Raw genomic sequence first — 20,386 nt, forward strand, 5'->3', positions numbered from 1 at the left:
AATGGCCCTTGTGGGCCATTAGCTTAATGTTATCATGTATTTATATCATTTATTTAAAATCCAAACGAACCACCGCCAGTTTTTGAACGTGTTTTTTTGCCTGTAAGCATACCGAAAATACCACGTACAATCTCTTTCCCAATCTGACGGGTTATTGTTGCGCCCATTACCTGCTCTACTAAACTCTTTTCACCAGGTTTAGGCTTACTTTCCTGCTCGGCCTGTTTCTGCGCTTCAACTTCTTGTTTTTGTTGTTCAGCTGCTGCAGTTTGGTCGTTAATGCGTTTGGTCAATATTTCATAAGCACTTTCCGGGTCGATCGGATCTTTGTATTTGGTATACATCGGACTGGCATGCACCACCTGATCGAAATCTGCTGCAGTAAGCGGCCCCATAACAGCCCTAGGTGGGGTAAGCATAGTCGCTGAAACTTCTGTAGGTATCCCTTTCTCGTTTAGTACGGTGACCAAAGCTTGTCCGGTGCCTAAGGAAGTTAATATTTTGTCTATTTCGTAAAAATCTGATTTTGGATAAGTATTAACAGTTTTCTTTAAAGCATCCACATCATTCGGGGTAAACGCCCTTAGTGCATGCTGTACGCGGTTTCCCAACTGACCTAAAACACTTTCAGGAACATCGGTTGGTGCCTGGGTACAAAAGAAAACACCAATTCCTTTCGAGCGGATTAGCCTGATAATGGTTTCTATCTGCTCTAAAAATGCTTTCGAAGAGTTTTTGAACAACAAATGTGCTTCGTCGAAAAAGAAAATCAGTTTTGGTTTATCCAAATCGCCAACCTCTGGCATGGTATTGAACAATTCGGCCAACAAGCTCAATAAAAATGTGGAGTACAAAACAGGTTGGTTCTGAACATCTGCAATGTTTAACAAACTGATGGTTCCTTTGCCATCAACACGTTCAAAAAGATCTTCAATATCGAAAGATTTTTCGCCAAACATTCCTGCTAATCCCTGTTGCTCTATGGCTACTATTTTTCTTAAAATCGTACCTGATGTTGCGGTTGATATGGTACCATAACTGCTTTTTATTTCGGTTGCACCAGCACCTTCTGATAGGTAAGATACCAGTTTCTTTAAATCGTTTAAATCGATGATGGGCATTTTGTTATCGTCGGCATATTTGAATATTACCGCCATAACGCCCGATTGTGTATCGTTTAAATCCAATACTTTTGATAAAAGTGTAGGGCCAAATTCGAGCACTGTTGCCCGCATTTGTGATCCCATTTTGCCAGAAAGCGAATAAATCTCAATTGGAAAGCCAGTGGGTGAGAAAGGTTTGTTGAGCTGTTGCGCCCTTTCTTCTATTTTTGGATTAACCGCACCAGGCTGGTTTAGTCCGGATAAGTCGCCTTTAACATCTAACATAAAAACAGGAACACCGGCATCCGATAACTGTTCTGCCAATAACTGCAGGGTACGTGTTTTACCTGTACCTGTAGCGCCAGCAATTAAGCCATGCCTATTCATCATTTTTAACGACAAATTAACTTCCGCTTCGCTGTAAACCTGACCGTCTAAAATTCCGGCGCCTAAATAAATGTACGAACCCGTTGGGGCATAAGATGATTTTATTTTTTCGATGAATTTTGAAGAAAGATCGCTCATTTTTTAAAATTAGATTGCCAATTTAAGAAACATATCTTAAAAAGGTTGTGTTTTTGTTAGCACTTTTAATGCCAAATAATGCACAAACGGTTGTTTAGTGGTGTTGGTTAAGCTGCTTATAATAATTTAGTTCGTTCTGAAGCGCCGTTATTTCCTGTTGCATATTCTGCAATTGATTGAGCAGATGCGAAACGGCATGGATACCCTCTAAATTAATTTCCAGATCCTGTGCCAAACGCAGGTATTGCTCCAGTTTGCTTAATTCATCAATAGGCAAAAAAACCGATTGCTTTTTAACGGTGGTGTGGATCAGGCCAAAATCTTCGAGAGAATGGATAAAATTGATCTCCACATGGTGATAAGCACAAATATCTTCTACAGGTATTAGATAGGTTTCCATAATGGTTAGAATTTGGAAAGTTTTTCGAATAATTCTTTTTGTTCGGCATTTAAACTGGTCGGTAATTTTACCTGCCATTTGATATACAGGTCGCCAAACTGATTGTCTTTTTTATAAACAGGAAATCCTTTTCCTTTTAAACGTAAAGTGGCGTCGGGCTGGGTACCTTCAGGTACTTTAAGTTTCACTTTGCCATTTAAGGTTTCAACGATTTTTTCGCCACCTAAAATGGCCGTATATACATCTATCTCTTCTTGAATATAAATATCGTTCCCTTTACGTTTGAATTTAGGATCGTCGGTAATGTTAAATTTGATAAATAAATCTCCCGGAGGGCCGTTGTTAACACCCGGTGCACCATAACCAGGTAATTTAATTTTTTGCCCGTTTTCTACACCTGCCGGAATGGTAATGCGTACCTGTTTTCCGTTAACGGTTAAGGTCTGCTTATGGGTTGCATAGGCATCGAGCAGATTTAACTGTAAATCGGCATTGTAATCCTGACCTTTAAAAGGGGAATTTCTGCTGCTTCTACCTCCGCCACCAAACATGGAAGAAAAGAAATCAGAAAAATCATCACCACCAAAACCGCCCGAGTAGCTATTGCCCCCGCCGTAACCGTTACCTTGCGATTGATACTGCCTTTGCTGCTGCTGTTGTGCATCTAATTGATCGGCATGCTGCCAATCTTTACCATACTTATCGTATTTCTTCCTTTTCTCAGGGTCGCTTAAAACTTCGTTGGCCTCATTAATTTGCTGAAACTTTTTATTGGCCTCTTCATTATTGGGATTAAGGTCGGGATGGTGTTTTCTGGCTAATTTTCTATAAGCTTTTTTAATATCCTCAGCCGTTGCATCTTTCTTTAAATCGAGGATTTTATAATAGTCTATGTAGTCCATAATGGCTTAACAAATAAGTAAAGGGAATGTTCAATTTTATGGGGTAAATGTAAGAATTTAGTGTGGAAATGTGGATAAGGCGTGGTGCAAAGCGCATAGGAAATAGAGCAATGGGCAAAGAGAATAGAGCAAAGGGCGTGAAATGAATGGGATGTAGTTAGCTGTTGCGATTCTAGCTGATGGATAATGCCAATGGTGGCTTTCGGAAATATGAATTAAAAAAGGTCAAAACTAACCTATGTGCATAACTCTCTTATTTATAATGATTCTTAGCAGCTGACTGCAGGAAGGTTTCAAAGTTACTTTGATTTGTCGCTGCGCATAGCGGGGAACTTTCAAAGTTACTTTGCTGGTATTTTACTCGATAAGCATTGATTGTGGAGTTAGATGTTCCCATTTAACTCTTCCCACAAATTTAAAACAGGATAGGTGTATATATGAAAATGTAAGAAACCAAGCGATTTACTATCAGTGTCAGATAGGAATATCCGACACCACATGAAATTATCATAAAGTAAGAAACCAAGCGATTAAACTAGTATTCGTTATGAGTGTCAGATAGTAATATCTGACACCACGTGGAAATCATAAATAAAAAAAGTGCCCCAAAGCGGGGCACTTTAATCGATAAAGGTAGAGAGAGATTTATTTTTTGTTTTTTACATATTTTTCCAACCACTGGTCTTGCTCCCAGAGCATATGCAGTAAGTTTTCTTTGCCACGATAACTGTGTGCCTCATAAGGTAGAAATACAAAACGGGTAGTGCCGCCAGCTCCTTTTATAGCGTTAAAGAAACGTTCGCTGTTAATTGGGAAAGTACCTGGGTTATCATCAGAATCGCCATGGATTAAAAGTAATGGGGTTTTGATTTTATCGGCATAGCTAAACGGACTCATTTCATAATACAACTGTGGCGCCTGCCAATAGGTACGTTCTTCATTCTGGAAACCGAATGGTGTTAAAGTACGGTTATAAGCGCCACTACGTGCAATGCCCGCTGCAAAAAGATTGGTGTGGGCCAATAAGTTCGCCGTCATAAAAGCTCCATAACTATGGCCACCTACAGCCATCCGTTTTTTATCACCAACGCCTAAATCGGCCAGTTTATTAATGGCGGCTTCTGCGTTTAATTGCAACTGATCAACGAAAGTATCGTTAGGTTTTTTTCCGTCTTTGGCCACGATTGGCATCTCGGCATTATCTAAAACAGCGTAACCACGGGTTACCCAAAAAATGGGGGAGGCCCAGCTAATGGTGGTAAACTTATCTTTCGAGCCACGGATCTGTGCAGCATCTGCTGCGGAGTTAAATTCGCGCGGGTAAGCCCATATGAGTGCAGGTAATGGTCCGTCTTTATCTTTGTTGTACCCTTTAGGTAAGTAAAGATCGCCAGTTAAATCGACACCATCGGCACGTTTATAAGAAATTTTCTGTTTGGTAATGCCTTCTAATGATGGGTATGGGTTGGTAAAATTGGTAATCGGCTGATCTGCGATGCGCAATATCAGATTTTTAATAAAATAATTGGGAACCAATTTCTGACTCTCTTTACGGGTAAGTAAAACCAGTTTATCAGGATTAATTACGTCAGTTATATATTCAAAAGTTCCCTCAGCACTTCTCCAGATGATTTCGTTCTTTTTGGTTGCTAAGTCGAATTTAGCCAGGAATGGCAAATCTCCTTTTTCTGATGAACCAACAATATTGTTCATTAATAATTTGGTGCCGTTATCAACAGTTTTAATTACCTGTCGGCCATATTTGTTTTTTGTGGTCACCGGAGTACCTGGATTGCCATAAGCATCGGTTTGGTTGCGGCTGTATAATTCTTCTACTGCGCCTGTTGTTGGGTTATAGCGGCTTACTTTATTGGTTTGTTTGCTTCGCAAACCTTCTGTAATAAGGGCAAGGTTGGCATCACCCCATTGTATACCACGGTAACGGGTTTGTGTTTTGAATAATTCTTTTTCTGCCCCTGTAAAAGGTGCACTTAAAGCATAAACTGCATCATGAAATGGCACGTCTTTTTTAATTAAACCGCTATCTAAAGGTTTACTCCAGACCAATGTAGCAGGCTCGTCATCGCGCCAGTCGAAACCACGTGGTACATTTTGCGTATTATCGTAACCAGATGGTGTACCTTCTGAAGATGGCAGTTCGGCAATTACTTTTACAGTTTTACCGGCTAAATCGGTTATGGTTACTGTTGATGGGAAACCATAAGCCGAAACAAGGTACGAAAAAGGTTTGCGGATGGTTTCTACCATCATATAGTTTTTATCGGGTGATAAACTGGTTGAGCCATAAATTTCAGGTTTACCAATTGATGTTTCTACACCTGCAGTATTTTTGACCAATTGCGAAGTTGCAAAAAACGCAAACAACTGTTCATCAAAAGGTGATTTAATCAAATCCTGATAAGTAGCGCTAGGGGCAGCTTTACCTAAATTTTGTTGAATGGTTGGCCCTTTTGGCATTAGGGGTTTTGTAGGTGCAGCACTGGCGGGTTTGGTTACGGTACGGTAAATAATGGTATTATCGTTTAACCAAGTAAGGCCACTGCCTAAAACAACATTTAAGAAAGCTTTGTTGGTTTTAGTTGCTTTTTTTGTAGCCAGATCGATGATATAAAGATCGACCCCTTTCTGCGTGGTATGGGTAAAGGCAATTTTATTTTCTGATGGGTTCCAGCTGATATTACTGGCATACAATGGTGTTGGTAATCCGGCAACCTGAAAGGTTTGGTTGGATTTTATATTTTTAAGACTGAAGTTGTTAATGTAGGTCTGTCTGCTCTGCGAATAGTTGTTAGGATTTAATCTCAAACCTGCAATCCGGTATTCGGGCATGGCCAGTTCTTCAACTGAAGGGTAAGAATTGCGCTCGCTAAAAAGGATCCACTCTGCTTTACCATCTACACTTACGCCAGGTGTTGGTTTTGCAAGTAATAAATCTGCAATTTCTTTTGGTGGGCTTTGGTAGCTTACGGCATCCTGTGCGGTCGCATTTAGCGATACGCAAGTGCCAGCTATTAATAAATAGAGGTGTAGTTTTTTAATCATTTCCGGTTTTTTGTTCGAAATAGGGAACAATCAAATATTGCAAAATTTAACTTATTGTAGCGTAACTTCTTATTTACATCGGTAGGTAGATAATTCTTCAGTCATGATGGATGCAATGAAAATAGACTTTAACCCTTATAGAAAGATCCTTCATTGCATTCAGGATGACAATACGTTAAAGAAAAATAGAATGCGAAGCTATCCATGCTCATCTGTGCTTCCCTGCTATGCCGTTCAGGCGGGCGTGGCAAAGAAAATTACTTATCATCGGCGGTGGGCTCCAATTCCATCCTCCCTTTTACATCTTCCATCATTTTAAGGATACAAACTACTGATCCTTTCGACAGAATTCACAACCATTTCTTTTAAGACTTCCACATCGATATCGCTCAATTTTTTTACGTAAACGCAGGCTTTGGCTGTTTTATGTTTCCCAAATTTGGCTAGCAGCGCATCCCGGTCTTTAAATTGTGAAGAAAAGTATAAAGCAATGGCATTTTGCCGTGGCGAAAAACCTACCAATGGTGCGTCGCCTTCTCTGCCGCTTTCATATTTATAATGGTAACTGCCAAAACCAACAATGGCGGTTCCCCACATTTTAGCTGTAAAGCCTGTTTTTCCGGTAATCATTGCGGATAGCTCAAAACAATCTTTCCGTTTGGTTTCGTCGGTTACTGTGTTTATAAAGTCGCTAACGCTTAAATCGTTTTCGGTGGTTTTATTCTGTGCCATTAATTTTTTAATATGAATATAAGCTTATTCAAGAACTGTTACAAAATCTAACATCCCATTTGTAATATTTTTAAGTATTAAGCCTAAGCCTTTTATAATTTTCTAATTTGGTCACGGTCAATTTAAGAAACATCAATATGAAAGCATCCCATCCATTTAACTATATTTTGCGCATTAACTGTTTAATTATTTGCTTAATACTTTCTTTTGTGAGTGCAAATGCGCAGCAGAAGTTAAATGTGGTAGTAGCCGGGTTAAATCATGATCATGTGTATCTGATTATGAACAGTTATCAAAAGGCCGAAGTTAATATTATCGGCATAGCAGAAAGTAACCCTGAGCTGGTGAACAAGTTTAAAACCCGTTATAAAATTCCTGACAGTGTATTATTTACTAATCTGCCTGATTTATTAAAGAAAAAGAAGCCTGATGTTGTGCTGGCCTACAATGCCATTAGCGATCATCTGGCGGTTGTAGAAGCCGCTGCTCCGCTAGGCATATCGGTCATGGTAGAAAAGCCCTTGGCACTAAATGTTAAACAGGCCGAAAGGATGGCAGCACTGGCCAAACAGTATAAAGTACATGTACTTACCAATTACGAAACCACCTGGTACCCGAGTAACCAGGAGATTTATACAGATGTGAAGGAAAGCAACAGTGTAGGTGCCTTAAGAAAAATAATCGTTCATGATGGACACGAAGGTCCGAAAGAAATTGGGGTAAGTAAGGAATTTTTAAGCTGGTTAACCGATCCAAATAAAAATGGGGCTGGAGCACTGGTGGATTTTGGATGTTATGGTGCGAATTTAATGACCTGGCTGATGGATGGAAAAGCGCCAATCTCGGTAGCTGCGGTTACACATCAGATTAAAAAAGATGTTTATCCCAATGTAGATGATGATGCCACGATTTTATTGGAATACCCTAATGCTACTGGAATTATTGAGGCCTCCTGGAACTGGCCATTTAGCATCAAAGATATGGAGGTGTTTGGGGCAACAGGTTATATCCAGGCCATTAACGAAAAAAATATAAGGGCAAAGATAAGCGGTAAGGAAGATTATAAGATTTATCAGGCGAAAACATTGGCACCGATGTATGCAAATCATTTAAACTATTTATCTGCCGTTCTAAAGGGTGAAATTAACCCGACAAATGATCTGTCATCATTAGCCAATAATTTAATTGTGGTGAAAATTTTAGAGGCCGCTAAAATTTCTGCTAAAACGGGCAAAAAAGTAATTATAAAATAGCGTGCCTGCACAACAAAAATAGCCACCGTAAGGATGGCTATTGATAAAAGATTTTCATCTTTCTATGGTGTGCCTGCCCTCCGCGGATCTCCCGCTCACAGGACTTTTTTGTCTTTGTTTTATGCTTAACAATTTAGGCAATAGTTAGTTTTATTCTGCAAAATAATTTTACACATCGTGTGGAAAATGTTAATATCTTGATTAAAACATCCTGATATTTTGCCTGCTTGTGTAAAATACTGTAAAAATGCCGCGTAGTTATACGCAAATTCCTCAATTAAAAACTTTTTTAGGACTTTGATGTTTGTGATTTGATTACTTCAAATGTTCGTAATTGTCCTTAAAAATTATCAAAAACTAAATCATGACTGAAATAAATAACGAGCTTTTTTGTAGACTTGGCGATTTGTCTGTTGATGGCTATTTTATTTTTGTACCTCAGCAGGAAACCTTTTCATACCTAAACAGGGCGATAGGTGAAATTTGGGAACTTGATCTGGATGAAGTTTTAAGTAATCCACAAATGTTGTTAAACCGCATTCATCCTGAAGATTTAGCCCATGTAATTTCGTGTTATGAGGAATGTTTAGCGGATGGAACAGAAAAAAAATATGAATTCCGCCTGTTATTTGCTGATCGGGAGAAGTATGTGCGTATCATAATTTTCACAGTTACAGATACAAGCGGACAGCGTTTGATTGGTACTATAGAAGATACCACGGTAATGCGGCACAACAAAATCCATATTGAGCAAATTAATGCCAGAAAGAATATAACCTTAGAAGTGTTGGCGCACGATTTAAAAGAACCGCTTGGCATGATGAAATTAACGGCTTCATCAATGGAAGATGGCATTGCACAAACGGGCGATGAACAGATGATGAATTCGTTAAGTTTTATTAAGGATATGTGCGAACGTAATCTGCTTTTGGTACGGAGCATGATTAACCGCGAGTTTTTAAAATCTTCGGTAGTAGAAATCGGAAAGGAAAGGGCCGATCTGGTGTGGGAGCTTAGAGATGTGGTTCGTTTTTACAAACGGTCTAAACTGGGTAAAACTAAAAATATACAGTTCACCAGTTCTGCCGAACAGATTTACCTGCGTTTAGACAGTATGAAGTTTTTGCAGGTGATCAATAACTTAATCTCGAATGCTTTAAAATTTACGGCCGATCATGGTTATATAGGCTTGCATGCCGAAGAACTGGATAACACTGTTTTAATCAGTGTAACCGACGATGGGATTGGAATCCCTGAAGAGCTGCAGGCCGGACTTTTTGATCATTTGCCAGAAACTTTAAGGCCTGGTTTGAAAGGAGAAGAATCTGGTGGTTTCGGGATGGGCATAATCAAAGCCATTGTGGAGTTGCATCAGGGAAAAATCTGGTTTAAGAGCAAAGTTGGTGTTGGAACCACCTTTTATATCGAGCTACCGAAGTAGCCGTTTTTAATTTTAAAATAGCGTAAGTTATATTTGAATTATGATTAACATTATTCTTGCGGACGATCACCATATTATCCGTGCCTCACTTAAAGCACTTATCGAAAAACATGAAGGGATTAAAGTTGTAGCAGAAGTATCTGATGGTTTGGCTGTTTTAGCACTCCTGGAAAAAGGCGTAAAAGCCGACATTGTTTTATCAGATATCGTAATGCCAAACCTCGATGGCATAGGTTTAATCAGTGCAATAAAAGCGCAGGGATACGATACAAAAGTTGTTGTGCTTTCTATTTTGGATGATGAAAAGTATGCTTCAAATGCCTTTATTTCAGGAGCTTTTGCTTACCTCTCGAAAGACATTGAGGAGGATGAACTGCTGTTTTGTTTAAAGCATGTAATGAAGGGAAAACGTTATCTGTCTTCTAATTTATGTATCTCCATTTTAGAGCGTTTTAACACGCAATTAAATATGCTTTCGCAAAAAACAAATAGTGAAATCAACTTTTCGGAACGCGAAATTAACGTATTAAAACTCATAGCAGATGGTTTAACCAACCAGGAAATTGCAGATAAATTATACTTAAGCAGGCGTACGGTAGAAAGCCAAAGGGAGGCGTTGATTAATAAAACCGGTACCAATAACTCGGCTTCTTTGGTGCGTTTCGTGATGCGAAACGGTTATATCGTGTAGCATTTTTGGTCGTTTTAGGGTGTGTTTTCTGGCGTTTTAAATAAACCGTAAAAAATCGGGTATTTCTACAGATAACATTGGGTTGACACTATTTGTTGAATAACTACATCAACCCTAAAACCAACATGGAAACTATAAACTTCAATTGCGACATTTACCAATATCGGCAACCACTATTCGATCGGGCATTAGCGTATACCCGTGATGAAGACGACGCGGCAGATCTGGTTCAGGATACCTTTATGAAGGCCTTTAGGTTTTCGGCTAAGTTTGAAATGGGCAGTAATGTTAGGGCCTGGCTTTTTACCATCTTAAAAAATACTTTTCTCAATCACTACTATAAAGTAAAGCGCAAAAATGAAACCATCCAGCAAGAAGAGGATTTAACTTCTGTGCAGCTGGCGCCAAGTGCATCAACCAATGCCGGCACAGCAAAGTTTATGATGGAAGATATCCAGAAATCATTAAATGCCTTGCCAGAAGATTGCCGCTTTTGTTTCTGTCGTTATTTTGAAGGTTATAAATACCATGAAATTGCCGCTGAGTTGGATATTCCACTGGGTACTGTAAAAACCAAAATTCATGTGGCCAGAGGTTTGTTAAAGAAAATGCTTAAAAATTACAGATCGGGCCTGGCGGCATAATCTTGAGCCCGTTTAAGTGTATATCCACTTATTTGAGTGCGATTATTAATGTTTAGCTATAAAAAAAGGGACAGGCTTTTTGGCCCATCCCTATATCTAAACTCAAACATGCGCTCAAACATGAATGAATCTCCAAAATTAAACATTTTAATTTAGTATTTAGTTTTGAAAAATGAGTTTAAATCTGTTTGAGATTGCCCTTTACAAGTATTTTTACACCGTTTTTACCAAATAAAATGTGGTTACTTGTTTTCATTTTTTGAGTTTTATTGCGGAGATTTATAAAATGAAAATAGCAACTTATAATGTAAATGGAGTGAATGGTCGCTTGCCTGTATTATTACGCTGGTTGGAAGAAACACAACCTGATGTAGTTTGCCTGCAGGAGTTAAAGGCACCTCAAGAAAAATTTCCTGAACAGGCTATTAAAGATGCAGGTTATAATGCCATTTGGCATGGGCAGAAAAGCTGGAATGGCGTTGCCATATTGGCCAGAAACCTGGAGATAAAAGAATTGAAGCGGGGTTTGGATGGCGATCCTGAAGATCTGCATAGCCGCTATATAGAAGCTATGGTAAATAATGTGGTTATTGGCTGTTTGTACCTTCCAAATGGTAATCCTGCGCCAGGGCCAAAGTTTGATTATAAATTGCAATGGTTTGAGCGTTTTACAGCCCATGCAGCAAAGCTATTGGAATATAATTTACCTGTGGTTTTAGCTGGCGATTACAATGTGATCCCTACCGAACTTGACGCTTACAAACCAGAACGGTGGGTAGAAGACGCCCTATTCCGTCCTGAAACGCGTTTGGCATTTCAAAATTTACTGGCACAGGGTTGGACAGATGCGATCAGAAAACTATACCCTACTGAAACCATTTATACTTTTTGGGATTATTTCCGTAACGCTTATGGCAGAAATGCGGGGTTAAGGATTGATCATTTTTTGCTTAGTCCTCAGGTTAGCGATCGCTTAAAATCGGCTGGAGTGGATAGAGATGTTAGGGGTTGGGAAAAAACAAGCGACCACGGACCTGTATGGATTGAACTTACTGATTTATAATTAGCATATTGTTTGTTTTAGATCAGTCACATCTAATGTTGTTCCAATTAATTTTAAACTTTCGCCATCCTGTCGGGATAATATCCCATCTGCTTTAATCCACCTAATTTCTCCGTCAGGGCGGCGGATTCGATATACTACATTATAACTGCTTTTTTCTCCGGTAACGGCATGTTCGATTTCATCCTGAACATGATCAAGATCTTCTGATAGAATTGAACCTAAAACAGTTTCATAGCTTAAAACACCATCCGGAGGATAGCCAAAATTTATTTTAAATGATGTTGTGGAGCGGAGTATGCCAGTTGAAACACTTAACACCCAAAAACCAATGCCAACATGATCGAAAACGACATCCCAATGATCATCGCAGATAATTGAGAGATCGATGCTTTTATTATTTGATCTCATAAATAAGGATAAACTAATTGTTAAAATAACGCAACAATGTAGCTATAATTTCGAGTATAAATAACAATAACTTAATGCTTAAAGTTTTAGCCTATAGGTGGATTGGTGTTTTTTTCTCCCGATGCTTTAATGATTGGCATATTGATGGATAGCCATCTTGTTAATGATGCCATTGCAGATAGCAAACTTATTCTCAAATCTGTTAAGTGTATGCTGCCCTGCGTAATTTACTCCAAATAATAATGCCTTATTTTTTGCAGATTATCATCCAGTTCGTAAACCAGAGGAACACCTGTAGGAATTTCTAAAGCGATCACTTCTTCATTAGATAAATTGTCGATGTATTTAATCAGCGCCCTTAAACTATTACCATGTGCAGCAATAATTACCTTTTCGTTTCTGCTTATTGCCGGCACTATGGTTTCGTTCCAATAAGGCAATACTCTGGCAATGGTATCGCTCAGATTTTCAGTTAAGGGCACTTCTTCTGGTTTTAAAAGTTGATAACGAAGGTCATTCCCTGGGTAGCGTTCGTCATCCTTTGTAATTTGAGGCGGTTCCTCATCCGGATCTCTTCTCCATTTATAAACCTGATCGGCACCGTATTGCGCTGCTGTTTCTGCTTTGTTTAAGCCTTGTAATGCACCATAAAAGCGCTCATTTAAATGCCAGCTTTTATATTCTGGAATCCAAAGGTGATCTAAATCTTCTAAAATAATATGAAGGGTTTTTATGGCCCGTTTTAATAGCGAGGTAAAAGCGATATCAAAATTATAATCGTGTTTTTTTAAAATTTCGCCTGCTTTTTTAGCCTCTTGATAACCATTTTCTGATAAATCTACATCCGTCCATCCGGTAAAACGGTTTTCGAGGTTCCAAACACTTTGGCCATGGCGGATGAGTACAATTTTCTTCATAAATGATTAAACAAATAAGATGTAGAATGTTCTGGATATGAAAAAAAAAGAAGTCAAGTTTTATAGCGATTTGGCCATTAAAAAACTTGACTTCTTAGAATTTTAATTATTTGTTTTTTCGATCAGTTCTCTTTGATCGGTTAAATCTTTGTAATAGAAATAAGCTGTAAACCCTAAAATCAGGATGATGTTGCTTATTTTAAAACTATGGTCGAGCCAATACGCAAAAGGCGGAACATTACCGCTTAGGCTTTGTTTAATGCTTGGCCATGAGTTTAGCGTAAAAATGATCAAAATCATCAGTAAAAACTTCAGTAAGGTTCTGATGATGATTTTTTTATGGTTTACTTTTTCCATTATTTAAATTCCCTGAAATCCTGACCATCGGTAATGTTTAATAAACTTTCGTAAATCAAGCTGATTACATTGTCAACATCTTCTTTATGCACCATTTCTACGGTGGTGTGCATGTAGCGTAACGGCAATGAAATTAATGCCGATGGAACGCCACCATTTGAGTAGGCAAAGGCATCGGTATCTGTTCCGGTGGAACGTGAAGAGGCCTGACGCTGGAATGGAATATTGTTTTTCTCGGCAGTTTTGATCAATAATTTATTCAGATTGGTTTGAACAGCTGGTGCGTAAGAAACCACGGGGCCTTTACCTGCAGCTAAATCGCCCTGAATATTTTTGTTAATCATTGGCGTGGTGGTATCGTGTGTTACGTCAGTAATGATCGCCACATTTGGTTTAATGCGTTGCGCAATCATTTCTGCACCGCGCAAACCGATCTCTTCCTGTACAGAGTTTACGATGTATAATCCGAATGGAAGTTTTTTCTTGTTTTCTTTTAATAAACGGGCAACTTCGGCAATCATAAAACCACCAACACGGTTATCTAATGCACGGCCAACATAATAACGGTCGTTTAAAACCATAAACTCATCTTCGTAAGTAATTACACAGCCTACATGAATGCCTAGTTTTTCAACCTCTTCTTTTGTCGTACAGCCACAATCTAAAAAGATGTTTTTTAACTCTGGTGCCTGCTCTTTTTCGCCATGACGGGTGTGAATTGCCGGCCAGCCGAATACTGCTTTCACCAAACCTTTTTCGGTATGGATGTTTACACGTTTTGAAGGCGCAATCTGATGATCTGAACCGCCGTTGCGGATTACATAAATTAAACCATCGCTGGTGATGTAGTTGACATACCACGAAATTTCATCAGCATGTGCTTCAATAACTACTTTGAAGTTAGCTTTAGGGTTAATTACGCCTACTGCAGTGCCATAATTATCGATAAAGTGTTCGTCGATATATGGTTTTAAATAGTTTAACCAAAGTTTTTGACCTTCCCATTCGTAACCGGTAGGCGCAGGGTTATTGATGTATTCTTCAAGAAACTGTAGCGATTTTTTGGTTACTACAGGTGTATGTTTCTTTTTTTCGTCGTCTTTTTTCTTAGCCATATGATATTTATTATACCAACAGAGTACAAAATGAACAAAGCTTATATTTTTTTGTGTTCTTCGTGCCTTTGTGGTTCTTCGTAATTTAATATTAATTCCATAACTACAAAATCGTAACCATCTTTAAAAAAGGTTTTATCGGTTTCGTGCAAGCCAAATTTAAAATAAAATTCTTTAGCATTTACACGGGCATTGCACCATAGTTTTGTCGCTTTTTGAATTTTACAAAAATCTAATATATAGTCGATAAGCTTTGAGCCGTAACCATTTTTTTGTGCATCGGGCAATATTGCAAGCTTTCTAAATTGATAAACATCCTCTTTATGGAACAAGGAAACTACTCCTGTTAATTTATGATCAGCATACAAACCGAAATGTATGCCATCAAAATCATCTGGTAATTTTACTATGTCGAAAGGTTGATTAGGATACATGGTTTCATGTCTGATTCGCCAGGTTAAAGAAGGGAATATTTGCTCAATCTGAACCATTATGATTTTCTGCCGTAAAACTTATAGATTAAAATATTGAGTAAGATAATACCTGTCATTCCATAGCAAAACAGTGCCCATCCCCCCTGATCCCAAAGCCATAAACCCAAAGCAGAGCCACAGCTGGCACCAATAAAACTAACTGACATGAAAATGGTATTCAGCCGATTTCTTGCTTCTGGTATCAAGGTATAAATTCGGGTCTGATTGGTTACGTGTATGGCCTGTTGACCGATATCGATCAATACAATACCGATTACAAACAGGTATAAATGGCTGCCTGTAAAATAAAACAGGGCGATACTCACAATTTGCAGAATAAAACCGATCATTAAGTTTTTGCGTGGATTATTGCCGTCGCTCAACTTACCCACCAGTGGTGCAGCCAATGCACCTGCGGCACCTGCAATGCCAAATAATCCGATCTGTAAAGTTTGAAAGTTAAATGGTGGGTTGGCGAGGAACAATACCATCGTTGTCCAGAATGCACTGATAATAGCAAAGGCCAAAAAGTTGATAATCGATGTTTCCCGCAAGGCAGGCTGGGTTTTAATATAACCGAACATCGATCGCATCAGTTCTTTATAGGTGCCTTTAAAAGCGGGATAACTTTGCGGGAAACGTTTCGCCATTAAAAGGATCAGCAATGCACAAATTCCGGCAGCGATATAATAAACTGCTCTCCAGCCTAACCAAAAGCCAATGCTTCCGCTTACCGCACGAGAGGCTAAAATGCCAACCAGCAAACCGCTCATAATCATGCCGATATTGGCACCACGGTTTTCGTCGTTGCTTAAATTGGCGGCCAGCGGCAAAATGAGCTGCGGTACAATAGAGCAGGTTCCGATGAGCACAGAGGCCACTTCGAGTACAAAGAAGGTGTGCGAAACTGCAGCAATCAGTAAGGCAAAGATGGCCAGGCCGGTAATGACAAGGATCTGTTTTTTGCGTTCAAACATATCCCCAAGCGGGACTAAAAGGAAAAGCCCTAAAGCATAACCAATTTGTGTGAGATAGGTAATTCTTCCTGCATCGGTTTCGGTAAGGTTAAAATCTTTCGCGATGAGGATGACCAAAGGTTGGCAATAATAAATGTTTGCAACAATCAGGCCTGTGCAAAAAGCCATGAGGAGGATGTCTGTCCGGGATAATTTTGGGGTAATCTGCATGTTAGTCTTAAGTCGGAAGTCCCCAGTCATGAGTCTTGGAGGCCGAGATTGATATACTCCCAGACTATGGACTAATGACTATGGACTATTTTCTACAAAGGTATATTTCCGTGTTTCTTTCTCGGGTTATTCACCACCTTATTTTCTAACATCTTAAAAGCTTTTATCAACTTTATACGGGTTTGAGCGGGTTCAATTACCTCATCAACAAAACCACGTTCTGCTGCCCGATAGGGGTTGGCGAAGATATCTGAATATAGTTTTTCTTTTTCCAGCCACTTTTCTTCAGGATTTTCTGCCGAGCGGATCTCTCTTTTAAAAATAATTTCTGCAGCACCCTTGGCACCCATTACAGCAATTTCGGCACTTGGCCAGGCGTAGTTCATATCTGCGCCAATATGTTTGCTGTTCATTACATCGTAAGCTCCACCATAGGCTTTTCGGGTTATAACCGTAATACGGGGCACGGTAGCTTCGCTAAAAGCATATAATAATTTTGCCCCGTTGGTGATGATGCCATTCCACTCCTGATCGGTTCCTGGTAAAAAACCCGGAACATCTTCAAATACCAATAAAGGAATGTTAAAGCAATCGCAAAAGCGGACAAAACGGGCGGCCTTAGTTGAAGAATTGCTATCTAAAACCCCCGCTAAATAGGCGGGTTGATTGGCTACAATACCGATGCTTCGGCCTGCAAGGCGGGCAAAACCTACTACAATATTCTCAGCATAAGCGGCGTGTACTTCTAAAAAGCTATCAGCATCTGCAACAGCGGCAATTACTTCACGGATATCGTATGGCTGCGAAGCATTTTCTGGCATAAATGTATTGAGCTCAGGCCGGCTTTCATCAGCTGCTTCGTAAGGTAAATGTTCGGCAATTTCCTCACAGTTTTGAGGCATATAACTCAATAACTTTTTTACGTGGTTAATGGCTTCAATTTCATTGGCGCAGGCAAAATGGGTAACGCCCGACTTTGTGGCGTGTGTGCTGGCGCCACCTAATTCTTCTGAAGTTACTTCTTCGTGTGTTACGGTTTTAACCACATTTGGGCCGGTCACAAACATGTATGAAGTATTTTCGACCATTAAAATAAAATCGGTAATCGCTGGAGAATAAACAGCGCCTCCGGCACAAGGGCCCATAATGGCAGATAGCTGCGGGATAACACCAGATGCCTGAACGTTTTTATAAAAAATATCGGCATAGCCACCCAGGGAAACCACGCCTTCCTGAATACGGGCGCCGCCGCTATCGTTCAAGCCGATTAACGGTGCGCCATTTTTCATGGCCATATCCATTAACTTGCAGATTTTTTCTGCGTGGGTTTCGGAAAGTGAGCCACCGAATACGGTAAAATCCTGAGAGAAAACGTAGGTTAACCTTCCGTTTATTGTTCCGTATCCTGTTATTACACCATCACCAAGATATTTTTCACGTTCCATGCCGAAATCAGTACTGCGGTGGGTAACCATCATGCCGATTTCTTCAAAGCTGCCCTCATCCATTAAAAAATGGATGCGTTCGCGGGCAGTAAGTTTGCCTTTTTTATGCTGACTATCGATCCGCGCTTGTCCGCCGCCAAGGTTGGCCTGGTTAATTTTATCTTTAAGTAATGCTATTTTTTTATCCATTGCTGAAACTATGAGATTTTAAAATTAAAAATTACTAACGGTAATGCAAGGCTTGTGGAATGTTATTTGCCCAAGAACCATACACTTTGTTGATTAAACCTGACAGCAGCGATATCCTTTTTGGTTAAGAGGTTAATTGATTTTTAAACTAATGTTGCCAAAAAGATTTGTCGTATTGCAGGACTGAACTCACCGATAATAACTGAACCCGCTGTTTCCAGAGCGCTTGAATAGTGTAACTTTTTATACCAAATGCAATCGCCTATCTGTTATATTACATTTTTTTTACAGCCTAAAGCATTGAAAAACCAATTATCCGTTTATTTTTGTAGCCGTTAGTATTAGAACAACATTAGAATTAGCAGATGTTTTTAAGAAAATACAAGTATTTAATCGTTACAGCATTTATGTTCATTTTCATGGCGAAGATGGGGATATCTGGTGCACCGGTTTTTTGTACGAGTATCGACAAGGAAATCATGAATGCTGTAATCATGCAGATTGAGTTAGAGCATGACGGCGGAAAGGATGCCGCCAAAGACACTGCAAAATTCACCGATTTCAAACTTGTTGAACTCAATCATCCTATCTTTTCTTACGAATTCTCTTCGAGCCATTTTATATTGAAGAGCAGTTTCATCGAACACTTCAAGAGATATGTAGATCCATATCATCCTACTGTTCCAACTCCGCCGCCCAACTTTATCTAGTCTTTATTTTTTGGGGTAACCTATTTTGCCTACTCAATTGAATTGAGCATTACTGTTGTGTTTAAAATTTCGCATGGTACGCCTGGTCTTTTTGCAGTCTGGTTTTAAAGTTCCCCCGCGATTTATTCGTTAAAATTTACTAGATAATTATATCGTTATGCAAAAGTTTAACCCGGCCTTTTCAGGTTCGGACGTGAAGAAATATATTCTTAAAAAGAATTTAAAGAAAGATTTACCTGCAAGTATTGTAGTGTTTTTAGTGGCATTGCCATTATGTTTAGGTATTGCACTAGCCTCAGGTGCCCCATTATTTGCTGGTTTAATTACAGGTATTATTGGAGGGGTAGTAGTTGCCTCTTTTAGCGGATCGCAATTGAGTGTGAGTGGCCCTGCAGCGGGTTTAACCGTTATTGTTTTAGGTGCCATAACCTCCTTGGGCAGCTACCCAACCTTTTTACTTGCTGTTGTATTGGCAGGGGTATTCCAACTGGTTTTAGGTTTGGTAAAAGCCGGAACCATTGGTAATTACTTCCCCTCAAGTGTAATTGAAGGAATGCTTGCAGCAATCGGACTGATTTTGATTTTAAAACAATTGCCACATGCATTAGGTGTTGATACCGATTTTAGTGGTGATGAAGGATTCTTTCAACAAGATCACGAAAATACTTTTTCAGCGATTACGGCAGCAGTAAGCCATTTTAGTTTAGGTGCTGTAGTAATCAGTTTATTATCGATAGCCATTCTGCTCATCTGGCCCCGATTCCCTAAATTGGCAGTTGTACCAGCCCCACTGTTAGTGGTAACACTAGGTGTTGTAGGAACTCTACTTTTCGCAGGTACAGATCATCCTTTACGTGCCGATCAGATGGTGAAAATCCCGGTAGTAAGCGGATTTGGTGAATTTTTAGGTCTGTTTACCATGCCCGATTTTTCTCAACTGGCCAATAAGAACGTATACATTGTGGCCTTAACCATTGCTGTTGTGGCGAGTTTAGAAACCTTACTGAGCCTTGAAGCGGTCGATAAAATTGATCCGATTAAACGTGTGTCGCCAACAAACAGGGAATTAATTGCCCAGGGTTTAGGGAATATTACCAGCGGAATGGTTGGTGGTTTACCCATGACATCTGTAATAGTACGGAGTTCAGCCAACGTAAATGCAGGTGGAAGGACCAAAATGTCGGCTATTTTCCATGGCACCTGGTTGTTGTTATCCTTGTTATTTATTCCAGGTTTAATTAATATGATACCATTGTCGTGTTTGGCCGCCATTCTTTTGGTAACGGGGTATAAATTAACACGTATCAGTTTGTTTAAACACATGTACCATAAAGGTTGGGATCAGTTTGTGCCATTTGTGGTAACCGTTGTAGCGGTTTTATTTACCGATTTGTTAAAAGGCGTGGCTGTAGGGATGTTGGTTTCGATTTTTTACTTATTACGTACCAATATGCGCAACCCGTTTTTTTACAGAATCTCGAATGAGGGCGACAAAAAGAATATCAGGATTAAACTGGCAGAAGAGGTTTCCTTTTTAAATAAAGCAGCGATACAGGTAGTTTTAACGAATATCCCGAAAGAAACAAATGTAATTATTGATGGTTCGAATGCCAGGTATATCGATCCTGATGTATTGGAAACCATTTATAATTACAAACATAATGCCTATACCAAAGGTATTATTGTAACTCTGGAGAATATCCAGAAACATTATACAGTACCAAAATTAAATATTAAAGTAGAAGAAGAAATTAATAAATTATAG

19 protein-coding genes are annotated in these 20,386 nt (G+C 39.3%); 7 read left to right on the forward strand and 12 right to left on the reverse strand.

Annotated features, from left to right (window positions below):
* Positions 1-53: 53 nt before the first annotated feature.
* The 5 genes from R2S57_RS14340 to R2S57_RS14360 all read right to left on the reverse strand — a co-directional run bounded on the left by R2S57_RS14340 (position 54) and on the right by R2S57_RS14360 (position 6,725).
* Positions 54-1,628, reverse strand: coding sequence for a helicase HerA-like domain-containing protein (locus R2S57_RS14340; protein WP_316845643.1), 1,575 nt, complete (start codon positions 1,626-1,628; stop codon positions 54-56).
* Between the two features lie 94 nt (positions 1,629-1,722).
* The gene (locus R2S57_RS14345; RefSeq protein ID WP_316845644.1) at positions 1,723-2,028 is read right to left on the reverse strand and encodes a chaperone modulator CbpM; all 306 of its coding nucleotides are present in this window, start codon (positions 2,026-2,028) and stop codon (positions 1,723-1,725) included.
* 5 nt (positions 2,029-2,033) lie between these two features.
* Positions 2,034-2,930: a J domain-containing protein gene (locus R2S57_RS14350; protein WP_316845645.1), complete on the reverse strand. Its 897-nt coding sequence runs from the start codon at positions 2,928-2,930 to the stop codon at positions 2,034-2,036.
* A 645-nt stretch (positions 2,931-3,575) separates the two neighbouring features.
* Positions 3,576-5,993: an alpha/beta hydrolase family protein gene (locus R2S57_RS14355; protein ID WP_316845646.1), complete on the reverse strand. Its 2,418-nt coding sequence runs from the start codon at positions 5,991-5,993 to the stop codon at positions 3,576-3,578.
* Positions 5,994-6,308: 315 nt separating this feature from the next.
* A complete protein-coding gene (locus R2S57_RS14360) occupies positions 6,309-6,725 on the reverse strand; it encodes a DUF1801 domain-containing protein (RefSeq protein WP_316845647.1) in 417 nt (138 codons plus the stop codon).
* A 137-nt stretch (positions 6,726-6,862) separates the two neighbouring features.
* Here R2S57_RS14360 and R2S57_RS14365 point away from each other — a divergent pair, with 137 nt between their 5' ends.
* The 5 genes from R2S57_RS14365 to xth all read left to right on the forward strand — a co-directional run bounded on the left by R2S57_RS14365 (position 6,863) and on the right by xth (position 11,817).
* Positions 6,863-7,978 (forward strand): Gfo/Idh/MocA family oxidoreductase, encoded by a 1,116-nt coding sequence (locus R2S57_RS14365; protein ID WP_316845648.1) that lies wholly within the window; start codon positions 6,863-6,865, stop codon positions 7,976-7,978.
* Between the two features lie 364 nt (positions 7,979-8,342).
* Positions 8,343-9,419 carry a PAS domain-containing sensor histidine kinase gene (locus R2S57_RS14370; RefSeq protein ID WP_316845649.1) on the forward strand — a complete coding sequence of 359 codons (1,077 nt, stop codon included), beginning with the start codon at positions 8,343-8,345 and terminating at the stop codon, positions 9,417-9,419.
* Between the two features lie 40 nt (positions 9,420-9,459).
* Positions 9,460-10,110, forward strand: coding sequence for a response regulator transcription factor (locus R2S57_RS14375; protein WP_316845650.1), 651 nt, complete (start codon positions 9,460-9,462; stop codon positions 10,108-10,110).
* Between the two features lie 125 nt (positions 10,111-10,235).
* A complete protein-coding gene (locus tag R2S57_RS14380) occupies positions 10,236-10,754 on the forward strand; it encodes an RNA polymerase sigma factor (RefSeq protein WP_316845651.1) in 519 nt (172 codons plus the stop codon).
* Between the two features lie 286 nt (positions 10,755-11,040).
* A complete protein-coding gene (gene xth / locus R2S57_RS14385) occupies positions 11,041-11,817 on the forward strand; it encodes an exodeoxyribonuclease III (protein WP_316845652.1) in 777 nt (258 codons plus the stop codon).
* On the opposite strand, the gene R2S57_RS14390 is transcribed toward xth, so the two are convergent.
* From R2S57_RS14390 to R2S57_RS14420, 7 genes are all read right to left on the reverse strand, one after another.
* Positions 11,818-12,228 carry a PAS domain-containing protein gene (locus R2S57_RS14390; protein WP_316845653.1) on the reverse strand — a complete coding sequence of 137 codons (411 nt, stop codon included), beginning with the start codon at positions 12,226-12,228 and terminating at the stop codon, positions 11,818-11,820.
* A 227-nt stretch (positions 12,229-12,455) separates the two neighbouring features.
* A complete protein-coding gene (gene gpmA / locus R2S57_RS14395; protein WP_316845654.1) occupies positions 12,456-13,145 on the reverse strand; it encodes a 2,3-diphosphoglycerate-dependent phosphoglycerate mutase in 690 nt (229 codons plus the stop codon).
* Between the two features lie 102 nt (positions 13,146-13,247).
* The gene (locus tag R2S57_RS14400) at positions 13,248-13,502 is read right to left on the reverse strand and encodes a hypothetical protein (protein WP_316845655.1); all 255 of its coding nucleotides are present in this window, start codon (positions 13,500-13,502) and stop codon (positions 13,248-13,250) included.
* Positions 13,502-14,617, reverse strand: a complete 1,116-nt coding sequence (locus tag R2S57_RS14405; RefSeq protein WP_316845656.1) for a M42 family metallopeptidase — start codon at positions 14,615-14,617, stop codon at positions 13,502-13,504. Before R2S57_RS14405 ends, R2S57_RS14400 begins: the two co-directional genes overlap by 1 nt.
* Positions 14,618-14,658: 41 nt before the next feature.
* Positions 14,659-15,108 carry a GNAT family N-acetyltransferase gene (locus R2S57_RS14410; protein WP_316845657.1) on the reverse strand — a complete coding sequence of 150 codons (450 nt, stop codon included), beginning with the start codon at positions 15,106-15,108 and terminating at the stop codon, positions 14,659-14,661.
* Positions 15,108-16,235 (reverse strand): MFS transporter, encoded by a 1,128-nt coding sequence (locus R2S57_RS14415; RefSeq protein WP_316845658.1) that lies wholly within the window; start codon positions 16,233-16,235, stop codon positions 15,108-15,110. The genes R2S57_RS14410 and R2S57_RS14415 overlap by 1 nt, the downstream gene beginning before the upstream one ends.
* Positions 16,236-16,369: 134 nt before the next feature.
* Complete coding sequence (locus tag R2S57_RS14420; protein WP_316845659.1) at positions 16,370-17,911, reverse strand: acyl-CoA carboxylase subunit beta; 1,542 nt, start codon at positions 17,909-17,911, stop codon at positions 16,370-16,372.
* Between the two features lie 407 nt (positions 17,912-18,318).
* Here R2S57_RS14420 and R2S57_RS14425 point away from each other — a divergent pair, with 407 nt between their 5' ends.
* Both R2S57_RS14425 and R2S57_RS14430 read left to right on the forward strand, forming a co-directional pair.
* Positions 18,319-18,621 (forward strand): hypothetical protein, encoded by a 303-nt coding sequence (locus tag R2S57_RS14425; RefSeq protein WP_316845660.1) that lies wholly within the window; start codon positions 18,319-18,321, stop codon positions 18,619-18,621.
* A gap of 157 nt (positions 18,622-18,778) precedes the next feature.
* A complete protein-coding gene (locus R2S57_RS14430) occupies positions 18,779-20,386 on the forward strand; it encodes a SulP family inorganic anion transporter (RefSeq protein ID WP_316845661.1) in 1,608 nt (535 codons plus the stop codon).

The sequence above is a fragment of the Pedobacter psychrodurus genome (assembly GCF_032678585.1).
GTDB classification, from domain to species: Bacteria; Bacteroidota; Bacteroidia; order Sphingobacteriales; family Sphingobacteriaceae; genus Pedobacter; species Pedobacter psychrodurus_A.

Coding starts and splice junctions, on each gene's coding strand:
- R2S57_RS14340 (WP_316845643.1), bottom strand. CDS start 1,628: ATGAGCGATCTTTCTTCAAAATTCATCGAAAAAATAAAATCATCTTAT.
- R2S57_RS14345 (WP_316845644.1), bottom strand. CDS start 2,028: ATGGAAACCTATCTAATACCTGTAGAAGATATTTGTGCTTATCACCAT.
- R2S57_RS14350 (WP_316845645.1), bottom strand. CDS start 2,930: ATGGACTACATAGACTATTATAAAATCCTCGATTTAAAGAAAGATGCA.
- R2S57_RS14355 (WP_316845646.1), bottom strand. CDS start 5,993: ATGATTAAAAAACTACACCTCTATTTATTAATAGCTGGCACTTGCGTA.
- R2S57_RS14360 (WP_316845647.1), bottom strand. CDS start 6,725: ATGGCACAGAATAAAACCACCGAAAACGATTTAAGCGTTAGCGACTTT.
- R2S57_RS14365 (WP_316845648.1), top strand. CDS start 6,863: ATGAAAGCATCCCATCCATTTAACTATATTTTGCGCATTAACTGTTTA.
- R2S57_RS14370 (WP_316845649.1), top strand. CDS start 8,343: ATGACTGAAATAAATAACGAGCTTTTTTGTAGACTTGGCGATTTGTCT.
- R2S57_RS14375 (WP_316845650.1), top strand. CDS start 9,460: ATGATTAACATTATTCTTGCGGACGATCACCATATTATCCGTGCCTCA.
- R2S57_RS14380 (WP_316845651.1), top strand. CDS start 10,236: ATGGAAACTATAAACTTCAATTGCGACATTTACCAATATCGGCAACCA.
- xth (WP_316845652.1), top strand. CDS start 11,041: ATGAAAATAGCAACTTATAATGTAAATGGAGTGAATGGTCGCTTGCCT.
- R2S57_RS14390 (WP_316845653.1), bottom strand. CDS start 12,228: ATGAGATCAAATAATAAAAGCATCGATCTCTCAATTATCTGCGATGAT.
- gpmA (WP_316845654.1), bottom strand. CDS start 13,145: ATGAAGAAAATTGTACTCATCCGCCATGGCCAAAGTGTTTGGAACCTC.
- R2S57_RS14400 (WP_316845655.1), bottom strand. CDS start 13,502: ATGGAAAAAGTAAACCATAAAAAAATCATCATCAGAACCTTACTGAAG.
- R2S57_RS14405 (WP_316845656.1), bottom strand. CDS start 14,617: ATGGCTAAGAAAAAAGACGACGAAAAAAAGAAACATACACCTGTAGTA.
- R2S57_RS14410 (WP_316845657.1), bottom strand. CDS start 15,108: ATGGTTCAGATTGAGCAAATATTCCCTTCTTTAACCTGGCGAATCAGA.
- R2S57_RS14415 (WP_316845658.1), bottom strand. CDS start 16,235: ATGGCTTTTTGCACAGGCCTGATTGTTGCAAACATTTATTATTGCCAA.
- R2S57_RS14420 (WP_316845659.1), bottom strand. CDS start 17,911: ATGGATAAAAAAATAGCATTACTTAAAGATAAAATTAACCAGGCCAAC.
- R2S57_RS14425 (WP_316845660.1), top strand. CDS start 18,319: ATGTTCATTTTCATGGCGAAGATGGGGATATCTGGTGCACCGGTTTTT.
- R2S57_RS14430 (WP_316845661.1), top strand. CDS start 18,779: ATGCAAAAGTTTAACCCGGCCTTTTCAGGTTCGGACGTGAAGAAATAT.